The 19,971-nt window shown below is 40.5% G+C and carries 14 protein-coding genes; 9 read left to right on the forward strand and 5 right to left on the reverse strand.

Features of this window, described 5'->3' with window-relative positions; translation table 11 throughout:
• Positions 1-357: 357 nt before the first annotated feature.
• Positions 358-3,513, forward strand: a complete 3,156-nt coding sequence (locus GLIP_RS05765; protein WP_008843655.1) for a chondroitinase-B domain-containing protein — start codon at positions 358-360, stop codon at positions 3,511-3,513.
• Between the two features lie 152 nt (positions 3,514-3,665).
• Positions 3,666-4,055 (forward strand): hypothetical protein, encoded by a 390-nt coding sequence (locus GLIP_RS05770; protein WP_008843656.1) that lies wholly within the window; start codon positions 3,666-3,668, stop codon positions 4,053-4,055.
• A 19-nt stretch (positions 4,056-4,074) separates the two neighbouring features.
• Here GLIP_RS05770 and GLIP_RS05775 read toward each other — a convergent pair whose 3' ends face one another.
• From GLIP_RS05775 to uxuA, 4 genes are all read right to left on the reverse strand, one after another.
• On the reverse strand, positions 4,075-5,346 hold the full coding sequence (locus tag GLIP_RS05775) for an Nramp family divalent metal transporter (RefSeq protein ID WP_008843657.1): 1,272 nt from the start codon (positions 5,344-5,346) through the stop codon (positions 4,075-4,077).
• A 35-nt stretch (positions 5,347-5,381) separates the two neighbouring features.
• On the reverse strand, positions 5,382-6,839 hold the full coding sequence (locus GLIP_RS05780; RefSeq protein ID WP_008843658.1) for a mannitol dehydrogenase family protein: 1,458 nt from the start codon (positions 6,837-6,839) through the stop codon (positions 5,382-5,384).
• Between the two features lie 75 nt (positions 6,840-6,914).
• Complete coding sequence (locus tag GLIP_RS05785; protein ID WP_008843659.1) at positions 6,915-8,000, reverse strand: class I mannose-6-phosphate isomerase; 1,086 nt, start codon at positions 7,998-8,000, stop codon at positions 6,915-6,917.
• Positions 7,990-9,207 (reverse strand): mannonate dehydratase, encoded by a 1,218-nt coding sequence (gene uxuA / locus GLIP_RS05790; RefSeq protein WP_008843660.1) that lies wholly within the window; start codon positions 9,205-9,207, stop codon positions 7,990-7,992. The genes GLIP_RS05785 and uxuA overlap by 11 nt, the downstream gene beginning before the upstream one ends.
• 523 nt (positions 9,208-9,730) lie before the next feature.
• On the opposite strand from uxuA, the gene GLIP_RS05795 reads away from it, so the two are divergent.
• Complete coding sequence (locus GLIP_RS05795) at positions 9,731-12,676, forward strand: TonB-dependent receptor (protein ID WP_008843661.1); 2,946 nt, start codon at positions 9,731-9,733, stop codon at positions 12,674-12,676.
• Between the two features lie 282 nt (positions 12,677-12,958).
• Here the strand turns inward: GLIP_RS05795 and GLIP_RS05800 are convergent, their stop codons facing one another.
• A complete protein-coding gene (locus tag GLIP_RS05800) occupies positions 12,959-14,983 on the reverse strand; it encodes a tetratricopeptide repeat protein (RefSeq protein ID WP_008843662.1) in 2,025 nt (674 codons plus the stop codon).
• Between the two features lie 238 nt (positions 14,984-15,221).
• Between GLIP_RS05800 and GLIP_RS05805 the strand changes: the two genes are divergently transcribed.
• From GLIP_RS05805 to GLIP_RS05830, 6 genes are read left to right on the forward strand one after another with little or no spacing between them, the layout of a single operon-like run.
• Positions 15,222-16,253 (forward strand): alpha/beta hydrolase, encoded by a 1,032-nt coding sequence (locus GLIP_RS05805; protein ID WP_008843663.1) that lies wholly within the window; start codon positions 15,222-15,224, stop codon positions 16,251-16,253.
• Positions 16,250-17,566, forward strand: coding sequence for a hypothetical protein (locus GLIP_RS05810; RefSeq protein WP_008843664.1), 1,317 nt, complete (start codon positions 16,250-16,252; stop codon positions 17,564-17,566). The genes GLIP_RS05805 and GLIP_RS05810 overlap by 4 nt, the downstream gene beginning before the upstream one ends.
• Positions 17,567-17,568: 2 nt before the next feature.
• Positions 17,569-18,369 (forward strand): hypothetical protein, encoded by an 801-nt coding sequence (locus tag GLIP_RS05815; protein WP_008843665.1) that lies wholly within the window; start codon positions 17,569-17,571, stop codon positions 18,367-18,369.
• Positions 18,366-18,644 (forward strand): hypothetical protein, encoded by a 279-nt coding sequence (locus GLIP_RS05820; RefSeq protein ID WP_040522048.1) that lies wholly within the window; start codon positions 18,366-18,368, stop codon positions 18,642-18,644. The genes GLIP_RS05815 and GLIP_RS05820 overlap by 4 nt, the downstream gene beginning before the upstream one ends.
• Before the next feature lie 13 nt (positions 18,645-18,657).
• Complete coding sequence (locus tag GLIP_RS05825) at positions 18,658-19,308, forward strand: hypothetical protein (protein ID WP_008843666.1); 651 nt, start codon at positions 18,658-18,660, stop codon at positions 19,306-19,308.
• A complete protein-coding gene (locus GLIP_RS05830) occupies positions 19,305-19,958 on the forward strand; it encodes a hypothetical protein (RefSeq protein ID WP_008843667.1) in 654 nt (217 codons plus the stop codon). The genes GLIP_RS05825 and GLIP_RS05830 overlap by 4 nt, the downstream gene beginning before the upstream one ends.
• Positions 19,959-19,971 lie beyond the last annotated feature (13 nt).

Genomic DNA, 19,971 nt, shown 5'->3' on the forward strand with positions numbered 1-19,971 from the left:
AGCATATAAACCGTCGCTCTAATTGGCTAGACCAATATCCGGTGAGTTGTTAATTGTTATTAATCGTTGAGTTCATACCAAATAACATTTTTTTGTTTTTTACTTTTTTCTTTTGCTCATTAAAAAGCCAGGTGGGTCCTTTGTGACCAACTAAATACGCGGGGTGGAGGTGACTTTATTTTTGGTAATATGATTTTGTGTTACCAATATGTGAATTAATTGTGTGTTTTATGTTTGCATTTTCGTTATATGGTAATAATATTTGTTTTTACACTTGAGCTGTGTGATCAGGTAGTGAGTTTATATAGGTTATTGTCTTGTTTATCTGTAGCAGCATATTTAAAAGGAAGCGAGTAGATGAAAAAATGTATTTTGGCAATAGCTATTGCCGCTGGGCTTACCGGCTGTGGTAGTAGCAATGATGAGGAGCCGACTAATAATAACACCGCGGCGACTTTTTCTGGTGATAGCAGCGCAACTGTTGCAGCGAATCAAATGTCAGTTAGCGGAACTTTAACTATTACCGATCCTGACGAAGGTGAAGATGCTGCCGTTGCACAAACTGATGCGCCGGTAACTTACGGAACGTTCAGCATTAGTTCCGAAGGACAGTGGCAATATTCGCTTGATACGTCTGATAGTAGCGTGATCGCCTTGGCTGACGGAAGCACCGTTACCGATGTTGCAACCGTCAGTTCAGTCGATGGCACTATGCAAGATATAACCATTACTATTACCGGAATAAACGAAGCTCCAGTATTTGGCACTGGTGACGGAGTTGATAGTGCTACTATTGTTCAATCGATGGATACGCCAATCAGCGGCAATTTGAGTATTATGGATGCTGATGCAAACGAATCAGCATTTATTTCACAAAATGCAGTACTTAGTAGTTTTGGTGAATTTTCTATCGATGAAGACGGAGCCTGGACTTATACATTGGATACTAGCAATAGCACCGTTGTGGGTTTAAACGGTGAAACTGATACGGTAGTGGATGAGCTTTCAATAAGTTCTGTGGATGGCACACAAACACGCATTTCAATTACTATCACGGGTGAAGAAGCGAGCTCAGGGTCCGTGTTAACTAAAGGCTCGATTGGTGATAACGATAGCGTACCAGAGATCAATTGTACCACTACAGTAAACTCTACCAGTGATTTAGAAGATGCGGTTAGCTTTGCGATGACAGCAGGAGAAACTATTTGTTTAGCATCAGGTAATTACACTGGTTTGGACTTATCATTTGGCGGAACTGGCACCGCTGATATGCCAATCACCGTAGCGGCGGCGGTACCTGGAGAAGTTATTATTGATGGTGAAGTATTTATTGGAATGACTGGAGAATACGTTGTATTTCAAGGGTTTGTTTTCAAAGACGGCACGATAGACAGCAGTATTCTGCAAACACGAGCTAACAGCAATACAGCCTGTAATAACTGTAGAATTACTGAAAATTCGTTTATTAATATGGATGAAGGATTAGATGACAGTACCAAATGGTTTCAAATTTACGGGAGTAATAATCGCTTTGACCATAACTGGGTGTCAGGAAAATCCACTCAAGGTGCATTGTTTATCGTAGAAAGGGGGGATGCACCGGGTACTGAAGATCGTACCCAAATAGATCACAACTACTTTGGCGATAGACCACCTAAAGATGGATTGGCATATGCTGATCAAAGTGATAATGAATATGAAGGGATCAGAATTGGATCTAGTAATACGCATACCAGCGATTCTTTTGCGGTAATCGAACATAACTACTTTGAAGCAATAGATGCTGAAGCCGAAGTGATTTCGATTAAAGCGGGTTCTGTCACTGTTGCACATAATACTATTCGCAATAGTCGTGGTTCTATTGTTAATCGTCATGGTGAAGGCAGTAACATTAACAATAACTTTATTATTGGTGACGATAATCCTTTTTCTGGAGGGATTCGAATAGTAGATGCTAATCACAGTGTCACAAACAACTATATTCAAGGTGCACGTAATCCAAGTTCCAATTTTTATGGTGGAATCTTAATCAGCGCTTCCGATGGCTCAACCTCAAATGGCTATCAAGACGTGGAAAATGTATTGGTTGCTAATAATACGATTGTAGATAGTGCTAACAGTATTAATTTGTTTGCAGGTAACGAAGATGATAGACCAGATAGCGTTTATTTTGTAAATAATGTGGTAGCTGATGCAATTGGTCCGGTAGTCAAAAATGCCGATAATCTGCCAGATAACTCAATATTTACTGGCAATTATGTATTTGGTCAAAGCCTCGCAGACGATGACGCAATCGATAGCTTAACAGGTATGACATTTGTCGATCCCGAGTTGGAGGCAGACAGTAGCGGGGTGTATCGTCCCACTGCACAAAGTGCCACTTTAACAGCCGATTTAGGTGCGGATACGGGCGATTACGATTTGCCCACTACTGATATGGATGGACAAACACGATCTGCGGCAACACTATCAGGAGCAGATGAGATTCTAAGTCAGGAGCTTGCATTAACAGAATTGCGTGGACTACTGTCGCCTGAACTAGTTGGGCCACTGAGCTATACGCCGCCAACTTCTACTCCTTACATTGCTCAAGTCGACATTCAGAATGCTAATTTTGATACGCAATCTCTCGATGGCTGGAACAATAGTGGCGCGCAGATAACAACGCAACTGGATGAAGTTTTTTCACGTAATAGTAGTGTAAAGCTGGATAGCCAAACAGACAGCATTACACAAACAGTAACCGTTGAGGCAAATACCAATTATACCCTTTCAGCGTTCACCAATGGTGTTGCTAAACTGAGTGCAACGGTAGGTGGCGATATCTATTCAGTGGATCAAAGTAGTTCTGAATATAAATTTACTTCTGTAAGTTTCAATTCAGCAGCAGGTACGAGTTTAGAAATAAAGGCTTCTCTTGATGATTTTGTATTGGGTAGTGTCGACATTACCAACCCAAATTTTGATGATGGTCAAGATGGATGGGTTGTTAACGAAGGTACAGGTATAGGTCAGGTCCAAGATTCCAGTAATTCAGCGTCAGGTGCAGATGGTTCGATTAAATTTACCCATAATGATGCTGATAGTGGGACGCCGTATCAACCTTATATAGCGCAAACCGTGACAGTGCAGCCAAACACTGAATATACGTTAACCATGTACATTTTATTGAAAGATAATGATGAACAAGATGCCACAGTGTTGTTTGGTGCGCACACTGGCTCTGCTATAGAAGGTGGTGTGTTTGATAATGCCGACATCGTTGCTTCAAAGAATTCCGTATACGCGAATCTGTCTGAAGATTTAGAAGGTGACGACAGTTTCAGGCCTGATGTCTTGGTGTTTAACTCCGGCGACAATACAACGATTACTATATTTGCTCAGTATCAATCTACCCTTGGTGATGATATTAGAATCGATGATTTCAGTTTGACTGCGGAAGGGGCTCCATCGGCCGATGCAGAAGCATTTTTTGACAGCTTTCGTCTTGTTTCGCATCCGTCATTGAACTAAGGCTTATAGATGTTAGACCAAGGGTTGTTCTCTTGAACAACCCTTTTAAAAATATGGAACAATTTGATAGGAACCGTAAAAAATATCTATACTAAGTTTTATTGTATTTTCAAATAGCGTATTAATTTCAAATCTTAATTCGAGTGAATTGTATGAAGAAATTTCGATCTGCGCATGGCAATGTTGACATTGTTTCGGTGGATACTTGTGTCAAAATCAAAGTGCAGGGAGGGTTTAATCAAGAAGGAATTATTCGTTATGGCGAGATTGTGCTGTCTGTTGTTCCGGTCCAAACTCGGTGGATACTTGTAAACTTTGTTGGCAGTGATACAGGTTTAACACCTGATGCAGTAGGGGAGTTGCTCAATCAATATCAGCGTTTTATAAAATTTAATTGCGTAGCAATCTGCGAAAACGTCGACCTTGCGTTTGGTGCAATTGTTAAGCAACAGGTACTGTCAAAATTGAATATTCCAACTTTAGTCAGTCAAGATGAAACTGAAATTGCTGCTTTTTTGGCAGCCAATTCCAATCAAGCCTAGAAGTTCAAATAAAATACTCTTAAGCAACTATCATTTGCCAAACGCCTTTCACACCTACCACTGAAGTGAAAATTGAAAAAAACAGTATTGCGGCTAAGATGCAATTTGCAAGCAACGTATTCTTATGTTCTTTCATCAAATCGGTTCGGTTGCCAAGATAAAAAATACAGGCAACAGTGATCGGTAGGATGATGGCATTGAATGCTTGTGAAATTATCATCACAAATACCGGGCGCGCTTCGAAAATTGGCACTACCAATCCTAATAATGAAATGACAAATACCATTATCCTAAATTTGGGTAACGTCATATCTCTTTTAGCGCCGGTGTAGTCACATAACAGCCAAGGAAGCATTAATATGTTTGGGAATTGTGATGACACTCCCGCTGCGATAAGTCCAAACGCAAATATGGACGTAGCGAGTGTTCCAGCTAATGGCTCCAGTATACCAATCATTTGCGAGGCTTTTGATAGACCAATTCCTTCAACAAATAACGTTCCTGCAGCGGCAGCCATTATTGAGGCACTGATAATAAACATGAGAAAAACGGAAAATATAGCGTCATTTCGTTGTTTGTTGTAATCGGCAAGGGTCCATCCTGCCTCTTTAACTAAAGTGGTGCGAATGATAAACAATCCCGAGAAAACCGTGGTCCCAATCATCGACGCTATAACTAAAAACGGTCCTTTGTCGTTCGTTGATGTGACCTCTGGAATGCTAGGAATAAGTCCCTTAATAATATCAAGCGGAGGCGGCATCATAATGAAGAAGTTGATTAAAAAGCACGCCGACATGATGGCTACGATCACCGCTAAACTGCGCTCAAAAAACTGGGTTTTGCCGTTCCAGAAAATAAAATAAACTAAACTTAAAAAGAAAGCCGCGAAATACACGGGCGAAATACCACCTTCAACCGCAGACTTTGACCATTCGTAGCAAATATCAGCAACAATACCCATTACGCCCATAACACTGCCACAAACGCCTGTGGTAAGCGCGACTAAAAAGAAAATTCCCACGGCTGGGTGAATATGTTTTCGAAAAGCTTCGAGCGCTGTTTCACCGGTAATTAAGGTGTAACGCCCATATAGGTTAATCATGAAAAACGTACACAAGCAGGAAGCGACGATAGTCCACAATAACGACATGCCATAATCCGCACCAGCTTTAGCCATAGCAGTAACACTGCCTGTTCCAATATTAAAACCAAGTAAGAAAATGCCCGGTAGAAATAATGCTAATCCCTGAGTGAATTTTTGCATTAGAGATTTAGATTGCGGCTGGTTCATGAATAATACCTACTTTAAAGTTGTGACGTGCAAAGCTATTTAGCCAAGATTTGCGTGGTTTCAATGGCTTTTTCTATGCCCACCTGATCGATAATGAGATGATATCTGACGACCAACGCCATAAAGTCTGAATTGCTGTAAAACACAAACCTATTTGCTCCTGCAAGTTCTAAATATTGCCTGACTCGAGAAGCTAAATCAGATGATTGAACTTGTGCAAATTCATTACGCAAAGGATCGATAAGATCATTATTATTTAGCGCTTTGTGGATAAAGTGCACCCAAGAGGCAAGCGCAAACGCAAAATATTGGTACTCACCATTCACTGCAATAGCATCATCTATGGTTGGCATCCAACGTTGCTGAATTTTTTGAGAACTATCGGAGCCTACTTGCAAGACTGCATAAGGTAAATTGCTGTTGCGGAAACGTTCAAAAACTTGTTCGATATAATCGTTAACATCCATGCTTGCAGGAGCCCGTGTTACCGGTAGTGCATTGTTTTTAAGGGCTTGTTCGGTAAATGCTGCCAATGTGGGTCGTTCTAATGCTTCATGGATAAATTGATCGCCAGCAAGATATCCCATTCCCGCAAGCATAGAATGACCGGCATTCAAAAAACGTAGTTTGATCCGTTCGAAAATTGAAATGTCGTCGACAAAAATTGCACCTACTTGGTCAAAAGGAGGGCGCTGACCTGCAAAATTGTCCTCGATGACCCACTGTGTAAAAGGTTCCGCAGCGACTGGAGCTGCATCATGTAAGCCAAGCTTTTCAGCTACATTTTGTATGAGTTGCTCGCTTGTTGCCGGGGTGACACGATCAACCATTGATGATGAAAATGCGACGTTTTTACTAACCCAATATATGGCATCCGGATCGTGTTGTTCCAATAACAAATACACACCATCACGTAGGTGTTCTCCGCCAGCATGCATATTATCGCAGCATAAAATAGTGACAGGAGCACCTTGTTCTGCGCAACGTTGTATTAGGGCTGCGGCGAGAAAACCATAGGTGGATTGCGGTGATTCGAGGGATTCTAAATCATGTTGAATAAGTGGATTTTGCAAATCTACTTTGCCGCTCGTTAGACAATATCCTTTTTCGGTAATTGTCGTTGTCACCAATTGTGTGGTGCTGTTCGCTACGGCATCTATAACCGCTCGTGGATTCTCTGGCGCGACATAGATGTTTTGAATAGATCCTATTATTCGATAATCCGTTTTGTCACCGAGTGTTGCTTGGGTGTATAAAAAATCCTGAGGAACCAATTTATCGCGCATATCCGAAGAGCGCATTGAAACACCAGTAATCCCCCACTTCGTCTCACCCTGATTTAACAATGCATCACAGTAAACAGCTTGGTGGGCACGATGAAAGTTACCCGTACCGAAATGCACAATGCCTGATGTAATCGCATTTTCTCCATAAAGTGGTGCATGAATCTCAGGTTTTAATTCAGATAGCGTAGTCTTACTAAGTTGTTTCATGTAAAAATCGTTTCCTGTTGGTTGTCAAAGACAATGGCAACTTTATTTTCAAAAAAGCATCATCAAGGTTATTTGTTATTCTTGATTTTGCCCCGGATAACATTCCAAAACTGTCATACCTGATACGGATTCATATTCGAAATTGCTGACATTTGCAGGACAGAAAAAGCGATCCCAGCGATTTAATTGGGTGACGTGATTATCGATACGCATTAACCCTGAGCCTTCAGTAACAACCCCAATAAAAAAGGAATCTTGGTGACGCGCAAAATTACCTTTGACAGATGCGCGCTTGACGGTGAAGCATGGGGTTTTGTCCGGACCGATTAATTCTTCAAGACAATTGCCGTTTTTGTCGTCAATCACAACAGTTGGTTGACAGCGAAATTCGTCATCTATTTTCTCAGGAGGAACCGGCTCAAAATTGAAAACATCAAGGGCTGTTTCTATCCCTCTATCCATAAACCTCGCTTTTTCAGGGATGACATAACCACAACGTTCAAACTCAAACCTTACTGCTAGGTCAGAAGGTTCCATGATCTCCAACATTAATATACCTTCACCTAACGCATGTGGTCGCCCGCCCGGTAGTAAGAAAACGTCACCAGGTTTAACCGGGATACGGTCAAAGCACTTTTCAATTGAATCAATATCCTGTTGTTCGATCCATTGTTTAAGCTGTTCTCGACTTGGCGATCTTTGAAAACCAGCATATATGTAGGGGTCTGTTACGTCTTCGCGAATCTCAAGGATAACGTAAGCTTCAGTTTTCCCTCGTGGTGAATCAAGCCGTTGTTGGGCGAATTCTCGAGTGGGATGAGCTTGGAAATGTAACCGCGTCGCGCTATCCAAATATTTCACTAAAGGAATGTCATCCAAGGAGCGAACCTGGTTGTCGACCGATCCTAAAAAGTGATGTTTATGTTGTTTTAATAAGTCACGAAAAGTCATGATGCTGCCATCATCAAGTGCGACCTTCGCCAAGCCTTCTGAGATATGCTCACGGCCAATGTTGCGTGCCTCAACCGTTGAGCCTATCCAGTCTTCCGGGAAGCTTGTATCTTCAGGTTTTTCTTTACCTTCAATTAAATCGAGTAACTTACCGCCTTGGTAGGTGCGCCAGACGCGATTTGCAGAAAATTTAATAATATTATTGTTCATGATTAGTCTTTATTTGTGCTGCAAGAGTTCTGATAACTCCCCTCACTTCAGACAATCCTTTTAGACGTCCGATGCCAGAATATCCAGGGTTTACCGTTTTGCCGATATCATCCATCATTTGATGACCATGATCGGGGCGAATAAATATCTCTTCATTACCCAAACCTTGTAGTCTTCGGCGATTTTCTTCTATAAGTAATTCTTTGATCACTTGAATCATATCGATGTCGCTATCAAGATGACTAGCTTCATAAAAGGAACGTTGTTCTTTCGGATCGCGGGTCACCCCACGTAGGTGTGAAAAATGGATCCGCGAACCGAATTGTTTAGCCATGCCAGGAAGATCATTATCTGGACGACTACTATATGTACCTACACAGAGTGTAATACCATTTGCAGGGCTTGGCTGAGCGGCAAAAAGAATTTCTAAATCGTCAGCTGTACAAATAATGCGTGGTAATCCCAGCATATCGCGAGGCGGATCATCAGGATGGATGGCTAATTTAACTCCTAACGCTTCTGCTCGCGGTATGACTTGCGATAAAAAAGCGAATAAACTATTGCGCAGTGTTGCTGTAGTAACACCTTTATAGTTGGCTAACATATTTTTAAAATCGTCCAGACTATATGCATCAGTCATTTTACCTGGAAGTCCAGCGATAATATTGTTAGTTAACTCTGTTCGCTCATTATCTGACATCTCATCAAAAACTTGCTTTGCAGCTTCTATTTCGGCCAAAGTGTATTCTGCTTCCGCGTTTTCGCGTTGCAGAATAAAGAGGTCAAACGCTGCGAACTTTTGTTGATCAAAACGTAATGCATACGCGCCACTGGGAAGTTTGAATTTAAGATCAGTGCGGGTCCAATCGATTACTGGCATGAAATTATAGCAAATCGTTTTTATCCCGCATTTTGCGAGATTTTCCATTGTGGTTATCCAATTATCTATGTATTTCTGATGCCCGGGACGTTGCAATTTTATGTCTTCATGCACAGGAATGCTTTCTACAACACTCCACTTTAATGGCGTTAGATCAGCATCACACGTTTCTACTAGTGCCTGATGTTGCTGAATTGCTTCCATGCCCCAAACGTCACCAGTAGGAATACCATGCAGTGCACTGACAATATCAGTAGCACCGGTTTGTCTTATATCATCTATGGTTACCGGATCATTCGGTCCAAACCATCTCCAGGATTCACGCATATCAATTTGCTCTATGTGAAAGTTAAACGTTACATAATGTAATAAAAAATGCTAACAGCTCGTAAACAAACCCAAAGTATCCAATACGACCAAATTGGTCAACCAATATTTGGTGAGCCTCACCAATTTTCTGTAAGCCTTTAGATTGTTTTTTATACTTATTTTTTATATAGGCTAAGCATTTAATTGCTACACTTGTGTACGTAAATAACCAATATTTCGTTAATTAATGCTTTTAAATCAATATTTTATTATTTTACGCTTGTTCTTTTTCATATTGTGGTTATGTTCTTACACTTCATTGGTTAGACCAAATTTGTAAAATTCATATAAAAAATCTATTACCAAAAGGTTGACCTTGGGCGATTTAATTGTAAGTATTACGTAAATTATTTGTAAGTGTACGGCGAGTTTCTTGTAAAGAGTAAAATGGTTTAAGTCAAAATTTAACCTATATTCGATATAGAAGTGGCTCGATTACTAATAATAAAGTTTGAAAAACACACAACACACAGGAATAGATATGCAACACAAATTATCAAAAATTACTTTGGCGATGCTATCCGCAACCGCGATAAATATGTCGTCTTCTGCTATTGCTCAAGATGCGCAGCAAGCGACTGATGAAGATTACGAGGTAATCCAAGTTTCAGGTATTCGTAGTTCACTTACCAGTGCGCTCGCAGAAAAGCGTGAATCAAATAATTTAGTCGAAGTTATTCAAGCAGTCGACATTGGTAAATTACCTGACCAAAACTTAGCAGAAGTACTAGAAAACGTAACAGGTATACAGATTACCCGTGAAGCTGGTGTAGGTACTGGCGTTCAAATTCGTGGTACTAACGCTAACCGCACAGAAATCAACGGTGTTTCTACAGTGGGATCCGGTTCTGGTCGTAGCGGAATTAACTTTGAAGATGTTTCTGCTTCTATTATCGCTGCAGTTGAGGTAACTAAAGCACCTGAAGCGAAAACAATCGAAGGTTCTGTAGGTGGTACTATTAATCTAAGAACGATTCGTCCACTACAACTAACCGAAACCTTAGCTGCAGTTCAAGTTCAAGGTGAGAACAGCAGTCTTTCTACAGATAGTACATTTATGCCAAGACTTGCAGGTACCTGGGGAGATAACTGGGAAACTGATTCAGGTAAGTTCGGTATCGTTTTAAGCGGAAGTTACACTGAGCAAGACGTAAGTGCATTCCGTCCTCGTGCAGACCGTGACAACCTAGTACGTTCTGATAGTGGTGCTGACAGTGCACAAGATTTCCACTTTTTACCTATTCAATTCTTTGTTCAAGATTATGATAACTATGAATATGAAACGGTAAACTTTGCCGGTACGATCGAATTCGCACCAACCAGTAACATGAAGTTCTTTTTTGATGCAGTAATTAATGATCAAGAGCGCAGACAAGAAAGCTCAAGAATACAAGCTTCTGGTGTAAGTGATCTAAGAAATGTATCTGTTCCTTCAGAGTTCGAAACAGTTAATTTTGGATCTCTAGGTGGAACGGATCTAGGTAGTATTCAAGCCGCTGTGCGCGGTGTTATTCCAGTGGAAGATGGCGGTGCTGATCCTAACTTACGTTTCTCTGGCGATACCAATTCACGTTTATCAAAAAGTGAAATATTCCGTATCGGCGGTGAGTGGACAGGTAATGACCTCACTGCAAGCGTAGAAATTTCATCTTCAACAAATGATACAACTACACCTAGCTTCAATACGACGCTTAACTTTATTAATCCAAACGTTGCAACTAACGATTCCAATGAAAATGGCACGCCGTTTGAGTATGATTTAACAGGTGGTGCTTTAACGTTCGGTATAGCGTCAGATGCAGAGTTTGGGCCATCTAGTGCGCAGCTTTTAGACCCCGCAAACGTAGTACTACGCGATGTAAACATTGGTAATAACGTTGCTGAAAACAGTGAAGACGCGTTCCGCGCTGACTTTACGTACTATTTAGATTCATTCGTATCATCAGTTGATTTCGGTTACCGTTATAGTAAGAGCTCAAGTCTTCGTGACCAGATTAGCTCAAACGTTGGGTTACGTAGCATGTCTGATAGTCCAAGCGGTGATTTATTTGCTAGTTTATTAACTGCTGGCCCAACTAATTTTAATGATGCAGATGGTCGAGAACTATACGTTCGTGATTTCTTAACTATTAACCCAGAACTTGCTGCTTCTGATCCAGATGGCGTGCTTGCTACATTACAAGCTGCAATTGATGCGCATGGTGGTTCTAGACAAATCGATTCTCCAACGTCTAGTTCAGCTGGTTTCTTTGATATCGAAGAAAAGACCCATGCTCTATACGCACAGGGTAACTTCCAGTACGAAATGTTCCGCGGTAACTTTGGTTTACGTTATTTAGAAACCGATGTTAATTCTACTGGTAACTCAATCACATCAGACGCAAATGGCAATGATGTAGTATCGCAAACAACCACTTCTGGTAGTTACGATTTCTTATTACCACGTTTTAACATAGTTGCAGACGTGCACGATGACGTTATCGTCAGAGCTGGCTGGTCAAAAGATATTAGACGTCCTGATTACGATAAATTGTCAACGTCAGTAACATTCTCTACCAGTCCTAACCCAGATGTTGCTATTGGTAACCCAGGCTTGGTACCAGAAGAAGTTACATCATTTGACTTGTCTGCTGAATGGTATTTCGCTGAAGCAAGTGTGGTTAGCGTAGGTATTTTCCATAAGAAACGTAAAGATTTACACGTAGGTCAGGTTGAGAGTCCGTTCGAAGATCCAAATACTGGATACCGTGACACTACTGCTCCGTGTGAGCAAGGTGGTATTTTCAACCCAATTGCAGATATCAACGTATTTGGACCTGAAGTTGGTGTAGGTGTTTGTGTACCCACTTCAACTACCATTAACGATACCGGTGAAACAACCCAAAAAGGTATTGAAATGGCTGTTCAATATGACCTTTCTGGTTTTGAAGATGAACTAGGATGGGCATCTGGATTTGGTTTCATTGCTAACTACACGATTCAAGAATTTTCAGGTGGTGAAGCATTCGATACCGCAACAAGCCGTGCCAATGCCGTGTTTGCTGCTACAACAGGCAATGACGACATTAACGTAACTGAAATTCAAGGCTTGTTAGACTTGTCTGAAAATGCGTATAACTTTACTTTGTACTATGAAAAGTATGGTCTTTCAGCTCGTATGCGCTACACATGGCGTGAAGCTTACCGCTCTGAAGATTTCGGTAGTACCTCTAGCTATCCTTGGGGTTTCCCAGTGGTTCAAGAAGACAGAGGACAACTTAACGCTAGTGTAAGTTATGACATCAATGACCAATTAAACGTAGGCATTGAAGCAGTTAACCTTACTGAGTCAGAAGTTGAACAGTCTTGTGTGAATGAAGGTGGATTGCTTTGTTACCAAGGTCTTACTGACCGTCGTATCACCCTTGGTGCAAGCTATCGCTTCTAAAATTTAGACGCTGAATCGAAAAAGCAAGCCTTCGGGCTTGCTTTTTTTTTGGCAGATCATAGTTGTATATAAGGCGGCTTGAATGTATTCGTTTGGTAAACCCCGTCTAGCTTAACTTTGTATTCCACGGTAGCAACTCTTCGATATCTGGCTGGGTTTTACCGGACGGATACGATTGAATAGCAATGCTAATTTAAACGGGTTTCACCTTGGAAGTAATGCCGCCCAATTACAATGCCATTGAACTGGAAGTTTAACTAATTGTAGCTCTTTCGCAGGATGTTATAACGAAATTGATTTAAAATCGGGGTTAATTCGATAAAACTGACAATTTTCAGAAACCTCAAGCCACTTTGCTTTTGCCTTTTCTACTTGACCCAATGCGAGCAGAATTTGGGCAAGCTTGAGACTGTCTGAAAGACCGTTGGTCTTGTTGGATAACGGTTGCAGCTTTTCTAAAATCAGGTCTCGATTAAAGGAAATGGCGTTGGTTATCTCTGCTACTTTAACTTCGTAATATAAAGCGGCTACTTCTTCAGTATTTCCTTGGACTCCCAATAAGGTGTAGTGCTTAAGTGCTTTAAGCGCTTGGTGATAGGCTTCAACCGCACGCGTCCCATCTTGAGACCAGCGATAAGCATCGCCTAAATAGCCCCAATAATCATATATATTTGCTCCTTCCTTATTACCTATCTTCGCTAATGCGCTTTTGATTGTAGGAATAGCGATGTCGTAATTTGCTTGATAAGAATAAAGCAAACCTAAGAATTGGTCGCCTAGATGTGAATGTGGGGCAAGCGTTTGCAATTGCTTAAATATCTGTTCCGCTTCTTGGTTGAACCCCTGGCATAAACTTAATATACCAACATTCGCTAAAGATACCGGGTTTTCGCTATATCGGGCAGATAAAGTAAATTCCTCCAAACTTTTTTGCGTTTCTTGCGTAGCGAAAAAAACTGATCCAAGTAGTTCATGTAGGTACCAGTAATCTTGTTCTAATTCGATAGCTTGAGACAGCGCTTGTTTTGCGAACGAGTATGCTTCAGTGGCCATTTCTGTATTTTGATTTGCCAATTGAATATTGGCTTCTGCATAACCAGAAAGCGCTAGTAGGTAAGTCGGTTCATTCTTAAGTATTTGTTCAAATAAATTTATCGCCTTGTCGGTTTCTCCAGTCAATGTATGTAAGTGAGCATTGACTGCTTGGATGTAGAGAGATTCTTTGTCGATATCATTGGCTTTATTGCATGCGCTTTGGGCTAACCCAAGAGTGTGTTTTTCGTCTTCCAACCAACTTTTGAGAATATAAGCTTGGCACAACGCGCCATATAGTTGAGCCATATCATTATTTTGCTCCAATGCACCTAACAGCATTGATGTAATTTTATCGCCATCTTTTTGAAAATCTCTTTGCTCAATTAATAAACGAGCTTCCAATAACGTATCTATGGCTCGCATATGCTCGTCATTAATCTGGACATGATCGGAAAGTTTATTTGTCACCGCATTAACCGCGTGGTGTATCTTTTTTACCATCGAGTGTAAATAAATAGTTTCATTAGCTATCGGATAAATTTTGTAATCGATAACCCTTTGCAATCCCTCTGTGTAGAGCCAAACCTGTTGGTTGACGTACCGGTCTTTTTCAATTCTTTTTATGGTGATAACGATGTCTGCTTCATAATCTTTAGCAACATCGAATGGGTGTGGTATTTGAGTTGAGTTATCCAATGGTTTAGTTACAACGTTCGCATAGTCGTCAATCCCAGCGATAATATGCCGACTTAAATTTTCATTTTTCTGATCTTGATAAACCACTACTACGCTAGATTTTGTTACCGTAGTAGCAGCAGTATTCGGAAGAGGTTTTTTCTGATTTGGCATTAGAAAAGTAGTCAATACGATGCTAACTATTGCAATAGTCAGTAAACCCAAATAAACCTTTCTTTTTCTCGGTTTTGGAAGGGTAATTGGAATCTCTTCAGTAGAAGGGCCTGAGGGCTCATTATCTTCAATTTGATTTAGTAGATTTTGGTCTTTGGTGTTGAGATACAATTCCCAGCCCTGCACCCCCATTACCGCTGCAACACGTTCGATTGATACAGGGTCAACAGCCTCACCACGACAGACTCGACTAACTAATGAACGAGGGACAGAATCAGTGTTTTCCGTTTCTTGAATCAGTTTTGCAAGTTCGGTTTGGGTGCGCACACCTGAATTTAACATTGCAGCACGGATTTTTACTGGCGAAGCTTTTATTCCTCGTTTTCGATTATGCTCACTCTTCTGGTCGTTATTTTCTTCCATTATGAAAACGTCACTACTTAATCCGGTGAATCAGTTGGCTAAATAATCTTTCAATCAATAGGTTGTGCAAATCATTTAGTATCAGTTATCCCATTTAATATCAAAATGACTCATTAGTGAAGAGGCAAGGGTAATGAAAACTTGTTAATCAACAACCACTTTCATATAACTCAAAGGGTGATTAACTTTGTGACGACGTCACTTGATGGACGTGTTCTCAAGAAAACAGGAAGTAGGTATGTATCAATTAGCAATGGAGTTCAGTGCCAAGAAACTATTGTTTATCGTAACGTTAATAATTAATACCAATGTAATTGCGGCTACGACAATTCAGCAAGATTTAGGTATCCTTAGCAACAAACTAGAATTTAATGCAGCCACAAGTTCTAATCTTTATTGTTACTCTCCAAACGATTTCTTACCTTTTAGTGATTATCCAAATGGTGATTATGTGGCCAGTATTGCCAGTGCGGATAACATCATAATCTTTGCACATGGTTTTGTCCCATTCTCTAATCAGGGGAAGCATAGCTTAGCCAGTATGGCTAAATTATGGCGTGGTCATTTGGACATAGTCGAAAAAGATCCAGATTCTGCTTATTGCGTGGTGACTTGGGATTCCGATTATGGGCATGATGACAAAGATGAAGTACTGGCAAAGTTCCTCACGGTATTGATACCGGCAGTTCAAGATCGTCGAATACGATTATTAAAACCTCGTCCCAAAAGTGCAAATATTGTTTTAGTCGGACACTCAGCAGGTGGAAACTATATAAAACACTCAGTCGTTAAGCAGCATCAAAATCGTCATTATTATGATGCTTACCCCACCAAACAGTTGGATAGAAAATACTCACTTAATATCGTAACCATGGGGACTCCCCATCTAGGAACAGAGCAGGCGAATAACACGCTATTCTTAGCTGTTTTATTTAAGATCCTTAATCTTTATCTAGAGAATGATGGCGTAGACAATGCCGCTGGCTTTGCTGCTTTTAAGTCGACTCGCAGGGGAGCTAGTATGTTAGCACCGATAACCCAGAATGGTCCGCTTGAAAGACTCAATCAACAATTTCAACGTATAATTCGGAAGCAAAATATAGTAGCGCTGGCAGGGATTAACGATGAATATGTAAAGCCATTTTCTGCCGCTCCCGACTTTACAACAACTTACTTAACCCGGGCTAGCCATGATGATTTTTTACGCCCTGACAAAAACAGCGAGTTAAGTCAATTATTGACTGCTATTTATGGAGGTAAGCGGTTGTGAAAAAGCTATTAATAGGCTGTATCACTTTTATGTGGTTATCAGCATGTGCCACAAAAGATGGATATGTTCATCCACATGGAGCTCCGAAAATTAGCTATTCGCAAAGTACGGTTTTTGTTTCGTTGCCTTATAATGACGTAAATAACCGGCCTGAAAACAAAGTACTTTACCTGAATTCAAATGTTCACGGTAAGCGTCTTAGTTCTATGAGAGTGGTCCCTGCCACTGAGCTGAAAAATCAGTCAACTAACAACGACAATAAATTCAAATACTCGATTTTTAGTCAACTCGCGAATAATAGTTCAAATGTTTTTAAACCAGCTTGGTATAACCCGCCAAACGTGGCTCGTTTTAATTTGCCTAAATCGATGCCGGCAACAGATAAACAAGCCTGCTTCTACGTTACAAATCAATCAGATCAAATAATACCTGTGAGAGCAATACCCAGTTACCAAACTAATATTTATGCCGATAATCGAAGTAATCAAAGCGGCTTTAATAATCCTGTTTGGCAGCAAACTTATGGACTAGAACCCATGAAGATTGGAGTAGAAAACGCCATTAAGCAGGTTGATCGAGAGCTAACCGCTTTGAATCAGAAAATTGTCGAAGCAACAGATTATGTTACTCGCGCTGACATCATAGAGAATAACCAGTGTTTTGTTCCACCTCATAGCGGTCCACCACCGACGCCACCTTTTTCCTCTGACTATTTATCACAGCGTGAATTTATGCCTAATGTTTTATGTTTACAAGGAAATCAAGTAACACCTAGTGTGACCGCAAAACTTTTAACGCTTAAAAAAGAAACCCAGAGTTTTGTGCTCGACAATATTGAACAAATTCGGAAGACCACAGCAATAATTAGTACCCAATTAAAAGGCGGCCTTTCTCCTCAAGCATTTCCAGAATTTATAGAGAGAATTTTTGCGAACAAAACATATTCCAAGTCCTGTAGTGGCAGTGCATGTAAATATGAACGCAAGCTTTACGAGGATAGCATTTATCGTATTTATGCTGACAACTATTACCGTTGTGTCAGCGAGGTCGGTCGTGAAATAGATAACTTTCAGTCGAGTTATGTTATGCGCCAAAAGGCTTGGCAAAATGAGCCACAACAACGGTATCAGCTTTGCCAGACGCAATTACGCCTGTTTAATACACGTGATATTCAATTGAGCCAACTTGAAAAACGTAAAACAGTACTACAAACCAAGTTATTAAAGTTGCAGTCGCTAAAATCAAAGTCGGTAGAACAGCGGCAACGGTTTCTAGATGCCTACCACACCCCTTGTAATGTTGAAGGAGCATAAAGATGTTGTTTTTTTTGCAACGGCTGTTTCCACCGATTGAATCTGCAATGAGAAAAGAGTATGTGATTAAGCGTTACGATCTCACTCAGCTGACCCAGCTAATTAGCAATTATGTTGAGAACTTGTGCGTTCGAGTTACCGAGTACGAAGGACATAGACATGGTGGTTACTTATCATCCGGTAGCGAAGCAAAAGGATTGCGAGAAGGCCTATACATTGGGAAACAAGCAATACGACGGGTTCATTGTTATCCCTTAAACTCTTTTCCTATCGCCGACGTGGAAGCGGAAATGCTAACGTATATTCGATTACTTAGTCATCACATGAAGGGTGAAAAAGGAATTAGGAATGCGCTCAGATTAAGAAAATATATCACTACGAGCAATCAGCGAGTGAAGCGATTCTATCAGCAAAACGGATGTAGTGAGTATCTTCCTTATTTGATTGATAGTAGACGTTTGTTTGCTGAACTAGAATTTAAAGTCATAAAAGACCTCTATTCTTCGAAAAACTCTTCATGCGAGGCGCTTCTAAATCTTTTAAGGCCTACACCAGATGAATTTGGAAAATATTGTGAATTACCTTTGGTCCCCAATTTACGTGGGTTGCTAACACAGATGCGCGAGCGAGTTAATTTAGCTTGCGATTCGTTAAATCAATTACCAAGAGACGAAGGAGTTCATGAGTTAGCTGGACTTCATGGAGTTAATCGTTTTCTTCATGATGAAATGAACTCCCCGCAACTTGAAACAGTAAGCGCTCAAATCATGAAAGGCTGCATGATTAACGAGGTACGAACGTGAGTACGAACAAAAAGAATTGGTTTGAAAAAGTATTGATATGGGTAATCTTTTTATACGCTATTCACTGGATGTTTGCAGGCCTATGGGCAAATTTGGTCATTAAAGAGTGCAGGGATGGCGCGGCAGCAAATGAAGCTATATGTGATTGCAAAAAGTCCGTTCTAAGGAATACGCTCTATCTAGAGTTTTTTCTCTACTCTGCTATTACCGAAGATGAATTGATTGGTAGAGATGTCGCAAGAGGCCTTTATCACGCTTCTTATCACTGTCGTTAAAGGAGCACTATCAATGTTTATACAGTTTAGAAAAATTAAGCTATTTATCATTCTTGCAATATTAACTACGCAGCACGTAGACGGACAGGAGGTAACGTCATCAGATAAGCCGGATAATAAATTAAATTCATGTGTTGTCCCAGATGACCGTTGCATGCTGATTAAACTCCAGCAACCGGTAGGGGAAATAATGAGGCGAGGTGAAATTGCTAAACAACCTTTTATCTTTAGTTACCAAAATGGTAAGTCGGAATTGCCGCAGTATTTTTTAGTCGCCCACGGCGAAAATTATCTGCGCATTGGGTTCCCCTATGGACGGGATTCAAGATTGAAAGTGACTACCTTTGATGGTGCGGTGTCAACAATGGGAGGGTATTGCTATTTGACGATTCACCACCCTAAAAATAACAGTTGGATTGTGAGTAGCCGCTTTCAATATGACGGTTCTGATGACTTTGTTGTCGAGGGAGTAGTGCCCTCTGAGGATATTGTGGATTTTAGCCATATCAGTTCTCAAGCTCTTCTTAATGATGCTTTACATTCAATTAGCTTTACTGCGAATACAAACTTAAAGATGCAAATCAAACACAAAAGCCAAGGTAAATACGCAAAGGGAATAGTACCTTTGATCAACTTTTTCAACAAATGTAGGGTTATGTTATGAAACTTTTTGTGGCGTTTTTTCTGCTATTGAGTTTATCAGGGTGTAGTACACTTTATGTCGATCATGTACCCGGAGAGCAGATTAAAATACAGGATAAAAGTAAAGCTCAATTATCTGGGTTCTCGGTAAATGGTCTCGCTACGTTATGGATACAAGGTCCTACCAAAAATGCAGTTTTAACCCAAGTGAAATGGGACAATGATAGCCGTTCTTATCATGTTTTACATTACAATGTAGTGCTTTCTGTATTGAATAATCGTTGCTATGCGAGTATTTATGATTTTGCGATCAAAGGAGAGCCGAGAGGACCGTTCAAATTATTGCGAATTGCAGGACATCAGGGAGATGATGGATATCTCATTTTTGCTTTGGCAGCAAATAATGACTCATCAAGTGAGAACGCTATCAACAAACATATTGAAAAAGGCTACCTTAAAAAAACCTTTAAGACGGAAAAAGGATATCAAAGTCGATTGAATAAAGCGGAATTAGAGTCTTATTTGAACGCTGAAGGTGTGAAATTGTTTGGACGATTAAGTAAAGATTCCTATGATATGGCAGACTCAGCATATCGGCTAGATGGTAATATATTCGGTTCAGGAGAAGCGCTCGACCAATTACAATACTTTCTAAAAAATTGCAATTATTGACAAAAACGTGATG

Source organism: Aliiglaciecola lipolytica E3 (assembly GCF_000314975.1).
GTDB lineage: Bacteria > Pseudomonadota > Gammaproteobacteria > Enterobacterales > Alteromonadaceae > Aliiglaciecola > Aliiglaciecola lipolytica.